Source organism: Sandaracinobacteroides sp. (assembly GCF_057137845.1).
The window spans coordinates 1-6743 of the sequence record NZ_DBNHFX010000096.1 but is presented as its reverse complement, the minus strand read 5'-3'; the positions used below and the strand labels follow the sequence as shown (position 1 = coordinate 6743).

The 6743-nt window shown below is 67.2% G+C and carries 11 protein-coding genes; 6 read left to right on the top strand and 5 right to left on the bottom strand.

What is annotated here, in order from left to right; genetic code table 11:
* The coding region (locus AC16JP_RS05075) for an arsenate reductase/protein-tyrosine-phosphatase family protein (protein ID WP_484339519.1) at window positions 1–275 on the top strand (275 nt) is incomplete at its 5' end.
* Here the strand turns inward: AC16JP_RS05075 and AC16JP_RS05070 are convergent.
* Both AC16JP_RS05070 and AC16JP_RS05065 read right to left on the bottom strand, forming a co-directional pair.
* Entirely contained in the window at window positions 191–877 is a 687-nt protein-coding gene (locus AC16JP_RS05070) for a DUF938 domain-containing protein (protein ID WP_484339518.1), read from the bottom strand. The genes AC16JP_RS05075 and AC16JP_RS05070 overlap by 85 nt on opposite strands.
* Window positions 874–1359 (bottom strand): DUF2244 domain-containing protein, encoded by a 486-nt coding sequence (locus tag AC16JP_RS05065; protein ID WP_484339517.1) that lies wholly within the window; start codon window positions 1357–1359, stop codon window positions 874–876. The genes AC16JP_RS05070 and AC16JP_RS05065 overlap by 4 nt, the downstream gene beginning before the upstream one ends.
* 61 nt (window positions 1360–1420) lie before the next feature.
* On the opposite strand from AC16JP_RS05065, the gene nth reads away from it, so the two are divergent.
* Both nth and AC16JP_RS05055 read left to right on the top strand, forming a co-directional pair.
* Window positions 1421–2095, top strand: a complete 675-nt coding sequence (nth, locus tag AC16JP_RS05060) for an endonuclease III (protein WP_484339520.1) — start codon at window positions 1421–1423, stop codon at window positions 2093–2095.
* Complete coding sequence (locus AC16JP_RS05055) at window positions 2096–2485, top strand: DUF6491 family protein (RefSeq protein WP_484339516.1); 390 nt, start codon at window positions 2096–2098, stop codon at window positions 2483–2485.
* A gap of 13 nt (window positions 2486–2498) precedes the next feature.
* Here the strand turns inward: AC16JP_RS05055 and arfB are convergent, their stop codons facing one another.
* Both arfB and AC16JP_RS05045 read right to left on the bottom strand, forming a co-directional pair.
* Window positions 2499–2927: an alternative ribosome rescue aminoacyl-tRNA hydrolase ArfB gene (gene arfB, locus AC16JP_RS05050; protein WP_484339515.1), complete on the bottom strand. Its 429-nt coding sequence runs from the start codon at window positions 2925–2927 to the stop codon at window positions 2499–2501.
* Window positions 2924–4147 (bottom strand): multidrug effflux MFS transporter, encoded by a 1224-nt coding sequence (locus AC16JP_RS05045; RefSeq protein WP_484339514.1) that lies wholly within the window; start codon window positions 4145–4147, stop codon window positions 2924–2926. The genes arfB and AC16JP_RS05045 overlap by 4 nt, the downstream gene beginning before the upstream one ends.
* A gap of 77 nt (window positions 4148–4224) precedes the next feature.
* Here AC16JP_RS05045 and AC16JP_RS05040 point away from each other — a divergent pair, with 77 nt between their 5' ends.
* Genes AC16JP_RS05040 through AC16JP_RS05030 form a run of 3 tightly spaced genes read left to right on the top strand, consistent with a single transcriptional unit; the run spans window position 4225 to window position 6406 of the window.
* Entirely contained in the window at window positions 4225–5445 is a 1221-nt protein-coding gene (locus AC16JP_RS05040) for an acyl-CoA dehydrogenase (protein WP_484339513.1), read from the top strand.
* The gene (locus AC16JP_RS05035) at window positions 5442–5915 is read left to right on the top strand and encodes a UDP-N-acetylglucosamine--LPS N-acetylglucosamine transferase (protein WP_484339512.1); all 474 of its coding nucleotides are present in this window, start codon (window positions 5442–5444) and stop codon (window positions 5913–5915) included. The genes AC16JP_RS05040 and AC16JP_RS05035 overlap by 4 nt, the downstream gene beginning before the upstream one ends.
* Window positions 5912–6406, top strand: coding sequence for a glycosyltransferase (locus tag AC16JP_RS05030; protein WP_484339511.1), 495 nt, complete (start codon window positions 5912–5914; stop codon window positions 6404–6406). Before AC16JP_RS05035 ends, AC16JP_RS05030 begins: the two co-directional genes overlap by 4 nt.
* 20 nt (window positions 6407–6426) lie before the next feature.
* On the opposite strand, the gene AC16JP_RS05025 is transcribed toward AC16JP_RS05030, so the two are convergent.
* Window positions 6427–6743: cupin domain-containing protein (locus AC16JP_RS05025; protein WP_484339510.1), on the bottom strand; the 317-nt coding region annotated here is incomplete at its 5' end.

The following is a 6743-nucleotide window of genomic DNA, read 5'->3' as shown; positions in this document are numbered from 1 at the left end:
TCGATATCGGCGATCTGCGGGCGCGGCAGGTGGCTACCCCGGACTTCAGCCGTTTTCAGCGGATTTTCGCTCTGGACGGGCAGAATCTGGCCGACTTGCGGCATCTTGCCCCTGCCGGTTCGGCGGCGCGGCTTTCGCTGCTGCTGGATGTCGTGCCGGGGATGCACGGCCAGCCGGTGCAGGACCCCTATTACGGCGAGGAAGCTGGCTTCGAGGCGACATGGGCCGAAGTCGATGCGGCGGCGCTGGCGCTGGTTGCGCTGCTTTCGCGCTGAACGGCACACCGGAACACCAGCAGGATATTGTTGGCGGGCATCTGATGGCGGGCAGCGGGGCGCAGCCCTGCGGCGAGCGCAAGCTGATCGGCCCGTGCGCGATTGCGCAGACCCCAGGCCGGATTACGGGCCTTCAGGTCGGCATCGAACGCAAGGTTCGTGGGCGCGGTTTCGATATCGTCCTCGATCCACGGCCCATAGAGGATCAGCGGCGCCCCGGCGGCAAGCAGACGGCCCGCCCCCTGAAACAGGCCGATGGTTGCCGCCCATGGGCTGATGTGCGCCATGTTGATCGCCAGCAGCGCATCGGCCCGCGTGATCGGCCAGCTCGCCGGGTGGGCGGCGTCGATGTCGAGCGGGGGCCGGATGTTGGCTGGGCCGGTCTCGGCGATTCGCGCGGCGACCGATGCACGCGCTTCGGCCGAAGGGTCGCTTGGCTGCCAGTCGATCGCCGGCAGTGCCGCGGCGAAATGCGTGACATGTTCGCCGCTGCCGCTGGCGAGTTCCAGCACCAGCCCGCCGGCCGGGAGTTCCTGGCGAAGGATCGCCAGGATCGGATCGCGGTTCCTGAGCGCGGCGGGCGATGACATGGCGCAGGTCATCCGGTGGTTCCTTCCGCGCGGAAGCGGGCAAGGCCGTCTTCGATCACATGGGCGATTTCGGCGCGCTCATCGGGTGACAGAAAGCTGCCGACGGGGTGACGCTGTTCGCCCGCATTCAGCCACAGGCGGTTTTCGGTGGCGCTGATCCGTTCCAGTTCGACACGGGCGGCGAACGGTTCGATGCGGGTGCGCAGAATGTGGCCCGTGGCGTCGATCCGTACCAGTTCGAGGCCGCGCGCATCGAGGCGCAGATGTTCGGACTGGCGCCCCGACCGTGCCGACGCCCGGAACGCCAGATACAACGCCACGGGCGCCAGCGCCAGAAACGGCAGGATGGGCCAGGCGCCAAGCGCCGCCAGCCGCAACGCCAGCAGCAGGCAGACTGCCAGCACCCCGGCCAGCAGCCAGCACACCTGCCGCTGCCGGAACGGCCGGCTGGGCCGTAGTTCGAGGTCGAAGCAGGCGGGCTTGCAGGGCGGCATGGGGAATGGTCTAGCGGAAAACATGGCCCGCGCAAAAACCACGCCCCGCCCGGCGGCGGCCCTGACCGCCGACGAGGCAGCACAGTTGTTCGACATTCTGGGGGCGGCAAACCCCGACCCGCGGACGGAACTGGCGTTCGTCAATCCCTATACGCTGCTGGTGGCGGTGGTGCTGTCGGCGCAGGCGACGGACGTTGGCGTGAACAAGGCGACGAAACGCCTGTTCGCCGAGGTGCAGACGCCCGAGGCGATGCTGGCGCTGGGCCTTGAAGGGCTGACACAGCACATCAGGACCATCGGCCTGTTCAACGCCAAGGCAGCGAATGTGATCCGCCTGTCGGAACAACTGCTGGAACGGCACGGTGGCCAAGTGCCGGAAACCGAAGCCGAACTGGTGGCGCTGGCGGGCGTCGGCCGCAAGACGGCGAATGTGGTGCTGAACGAGGCGTTCGGCCAGCCGACGCTTGCTGTCGATACCCATGTGTTCCGGGTGGCGCACCGGATCGGGCTGTCGGCGGCGCGCACGCCCGACGGCGTCGAGCGCGACCTGCTGACGGTGGTGCCCGCCCGCTGGGGGCGGCAGGCGCACCATCTGCTGATCCTGCACGGGCGCTATCTGTGCAAGGCGCGTGTGCCCGAATGCTGGCGCTGCCCGGTTGCGCAACTGTGCCGGTTCGAGGCAAAATCACCTGCACCGGTATCCGCAACCAAATCCCCATCCAAAAGGAGAAGCTGAATGCGCGCCCTTCCCCTGCTTGCTGCAACCCTGTTCGTTGCCGGCTGCGCCAGCCAGCCGCCGCGCCCGCCGCAGGCGATGGTGCCGGCCGGTGATCCGGTGAACTGCGTGCAGACGAACCGCATCCGCAGCACCCATGTCGTAGATGACCAGACCGTCGATTTCCGCATGAACGACGGCACGGTGCTGCGCAACACGCTGCCGATGTCGTGCCCCGGCCTGAACATGGCTGGCGCGTTTTCCTATCGGCCGACCGGCTCGCAATTGTGCAGTGTCGATATGATCACCGTCGTCCACACCGGTGGCGGCCCGCGTCGTGGCGCAAGCTGCGGCCTTGGCCAGTTCGTGCCGGTGAAGCCCGAAGCGCCGACGCCCGCCGCCCGATCCTGAAGGCGGGCAGGTTTCAGTCGGCGTCGGGCCGGCCGCGGCCGGATTTCACGCCCGCACGGCGTTTTTTGGCATCCAGCCTGCGGGTTTTCGATGCGCGCGTGGGCTTGGTGGGTCGCCGTTTACGCGGGACGATCGCCGCCTGCGCCAGCAGGTCGAGCAGGCGGCCGGTCGCATCCTCGCGGTTGGCGGGCTGGGTGCGGAACCGTTCGGCAAAGATCAGGATTTCGCCAGCCGCCGTCAGCCGTGATCCGGCAAGCCTTGCGGCGCGCGCCTTCAGATCGGGCGGAAGCGACGGCGAGGCGACCAGATCGAAGCGCAGTTCAACCGCCGTCGACACCTTGTTGACGTTCTGTCCGCCCGGCCCGGAGGCGCGCACGAAGCGGAAGCCGAGTTCGTCCTCGTGGATGGCAAGCCCGGGTGCGAACTCCAGCCAGCCGTTCATGCGTTGGCGAGGCGGCGCAATGCGATGGCCGACCCGGCAAAGCCCGCCGCCATCGCTACCGCCATCGCCAGCGGCCCCTCGGCGGCAAAGGGCGCCGTCAGCGCACCGACAATCGCACCAAGCGCAAACGAACCCGAGCCGATCAGCGCCGACACCGCGCCCGCGCGCTGCGGCATCGCACCCAGCGCCAGCGCCGACGCATTGGCCGAGACGAAGCCATAGGAACCAAGCGACAGGAACAGCAGCAGGATCGTAACCCATAGCGACGCGAGGCCGAGCGCCGACAACAGCAGCAGCAGCGTCGCGCAGCCGAAGGCGGCGACCGAACCGATTCGGGCGACGGCGCCCGGCGCATGGCGCAGCAGCACCCTCCGGTTCAGTTGCGAGGCGAGGATCAGCCCCAGCGCATTCAGCGCGAAAATCCAGCCGAAGCTGGTGGTGGTGGCGCCGTAGTGGCCGATGAACAGGGCGGGCGATCCGGCGATATAGGCGAACAGCGCCGCGCCGTTCAGCGTTCCCGTCAGCACGAAGCCAAGCACCTGCCGGTTCGAAAGCGCGGCGACATAGCTGGCGATCGCACTTTCGCCGGCGGCATGTTCGGCGGTCGCCGGGCTGAGGCTTTCGGGCAGGCCGAACAGCACCGCCACGCCGACGATCAGGCCGAACAGCGTCAGCACCACGAAGATCGAATGCCAGCCGAACAGGTGCATCAGCGCAGCGCCCGCCGATGGCGCCAGCATCGGCGCAATCGCCAGCACCAGAAAGGTCAGGCTGAACAGCCGGGCGGATTCGGTGGTGTCGTAGCGGTCGCGGACGATGGCGCGCGCGATCACGGTGCCCGCGCACGCCCCCAGCCCCTGCACGAAACGACCCGCCGACAGCATCGCCATCGTCGGCACGAACAGCAGCGCTGCCGACGCCAGCGTATAAAGCAGGATTCCCGCCAGAAGCGGCTTGCGGCGGCCCAGACGGTCGGACAGCGGCCCGAACCCCAGTTGCCCGATCGCCATTCCGGCAAAGAAGGTCGACATGGTAAGCTGGGCCGAAGCGACGCTTGCGCCCAGATCGTCGGCGATGGCCGGGATGGCGGGCAGATACAGGTCGATCGAAATTGCGCCGAACGCCGTCAGCGCGCCCACCAGCAGGATGAAGCCGGGGGTCGGGCGGTTCGCCGAGCGATTGGGGTGCGCCATGCCGTGCATGGCGGTGCGCCCTAGCATGGCTTGCCGCTCTTGGCACCTGCCCGCCTGTCGTTTAACGACCGCGCGATGGCAATCGCACGAGGGAACGCGACGCAATGAACGCACCAGCCACCACCGGAAAGCCAAAGCCATGGCCAGCCTTCGACTGGGAAGACCCGATGCTGATCGAGGCCGAGCTTTCCGCCGAAGACCGCATGGTCCGCGATACGGCGCGCGCATTCGCCGCTGAACATCTGGCGCCGATCGTGCGCGACGCCAACCGCACCGAGACTTGCGATCCGTCGCTGATGCGCGCCTTTGGCGATGCGGGCCTGCTTGGCCCCACCATTCACGGCTATGGCTGCGCCGGGGTTTCCTATGTCGCCTACGGGCTGATCGCGCGTGAAATCGAACGCATCGATTCAGCCTATCGCTCGGCGCTTTCGGTGCAGTCCAGCCTGGTGATGTATCCGATCCATGCCTATGGCAGCGAAGCCCAGCGCGCGGAATATCTGCCGAAGCTTGCCAGCGGCGAATGGATCGGCGCGTTCGGTCTGACCGAGCCTGACGCCGGCTCGGACCCTTCCGGCATGAAAACCAAAGCCGTTCGGACGGCGGGCGGCTTCCGGCTGACCGGCGCCAAGATGTGGATCACGTCGGCGCCCTATGCGCATCTGTTCGTGGTCTGGGCGAAGTGCGACCTCGATGACGGCCTTGGCGAACAGATTCGCGGGTTCGTGGTCCTGCGCTCGGACAAGGGTGTCGAGACGCCGAAGATCGAGGGCAAATTCTCGCTAAGGGCGTGGGTTACGGGTGAAATCGTGCTGAAGGACGTCGAGCTTCCGGCTGACCGGCTGCTGGCCGGTGTGTATGGCCTGAAGGGGCCGTTCGGCTGCCTGAACAATGCGCGCTATGGCATCGGCTGGGGCGCGATGGGCGCGGCGGAATTCTGCTGGCATGCAGCAAGGCAATATACGCTCGACCGGCGCCAGTTCGGACGGCCGCTGGCCGCAACGCAACTGGTGCAGAAGAAGCTTGCCGACATGCAGACCGAAATCACCTTGGGGCTGCTGCTGGCGTTGCGCGCCGGGCGGCTGATGGACGAGGGCAGGCTGGCGCCGGAGGCGATTTCCATCCTGAAGCGCAACAACTGCGGCAAGGCGCTTGAGATTGCCCGTGCCGCGCGCGACATGCATGGCGGCAACGGCATCTCGGACGAGTATCAGGTGATCCGCCACATGATGAACCTGGAAGCAGTGAACACCTACGAAGGCACGCACGATGTGCATGCGCTGATTCTGGGCCGCGCACAGACCGGTTTGCAGGCGTTTGCATGACGCGGGTGCTGGCGATTTCGTCGACCGGCGGCCATTGGGTCCAGTTGCTGCGCATGGCGCCCGCATGGGACGGGTGCGAAGTCCACTATGCCACGTCCACCCCGGATTTCGCCGGGCGCGTGGCCGCCATGGCGGAACAGCGTGGGCAGCAGCAGCCGGGCTATCATGTGTTCACCGACGCCAACCGCTGGCAGAAGCTGCGGCTGGTGCGGCAGATACTGGATGTCGCGCTGATCCTGTGGCGGGTCCGGCCCGATGTCATCGTGTCGACGGGGGCGTCGGTCGGCTATTTCGCGATGCGGCTGGGGCGGTTGATGGGGGCGCGCACCTGCTGGGTGGACAGCATCGCCAACGCCGCCGAGCTTTCGATGTCGGGCCGGATGGCGGGGCCTTACGCCGATCTGTGGCTGACCCAGTGGCCGGAACTCAGCACCGCCGACGGTCCGGCGTTTCGGGGGGCTGTCGTTTGATCTTTCTGACCGTCGGCACACAGGAACCGTTCGACCGGCTGGCGCGCGCGGTGGATGCCTGGGCGGCCTGCCACGATAGGCCTGTATTCGGGCAGATGGGGGCGCTGAAACCCGGAAGCTACCGGCCGCAGCATTTCGAATGGAGCGAGTTTCTGCGCGCCGACGAATATCAGCAGCGGCTGGATGGCTGCCGGGTGCTGGTCGCGCATGTGGGGATGGGTTCGATCATCTCGGCGCTGACCGTGGGGCGGCCGCTGGTGATGATGGCGCGGCGGGCTTCGCTTGGCGAACACCGAAACGAACATCAACTGGCGACGGCCGCCCGCTTCGAGGGCAGGCCCGGCCTGCATATCGCCAGCGACGAAGGCGAAGTAGGCCCGCTGATCGACCGGGTGCTTGCCGCTGATCTGCCCGGCGAGACAGGCGGGCTTTCGCCGCATGCGTCGCCGGAACTGATCGAGGCGGTGCGCGGCTTCATCCACGCGCGCTGAGGGCCGCCTTGGCCGGGCTGCTATTCGGTGGTGCGGCCGTCGAAATGTTCGTGCGCGGCATGGGCTTCGGCGGCCGTCCTGTGGATGGTGCCGTCGATATGTTCGGGCGGGCCGTAGATCGTATAGAAGCGCAGCGGGCCGTTGCAGGTGTTCCTGACATTGTGGCGGGCGCCGCCGGGCACGACCATGCCGAAATCCGGGCCGACATCTGTCCATTTGTCGTCGATCAGGATTTTTCCGGTGCCCATCTCGACGCGGAAGAACTGGTCGCCGTCGTCGTGCACTTCCTCGCCGATTTCCTCTCCGGGGAGGAGCGACATGACGACGAGCTGCAACC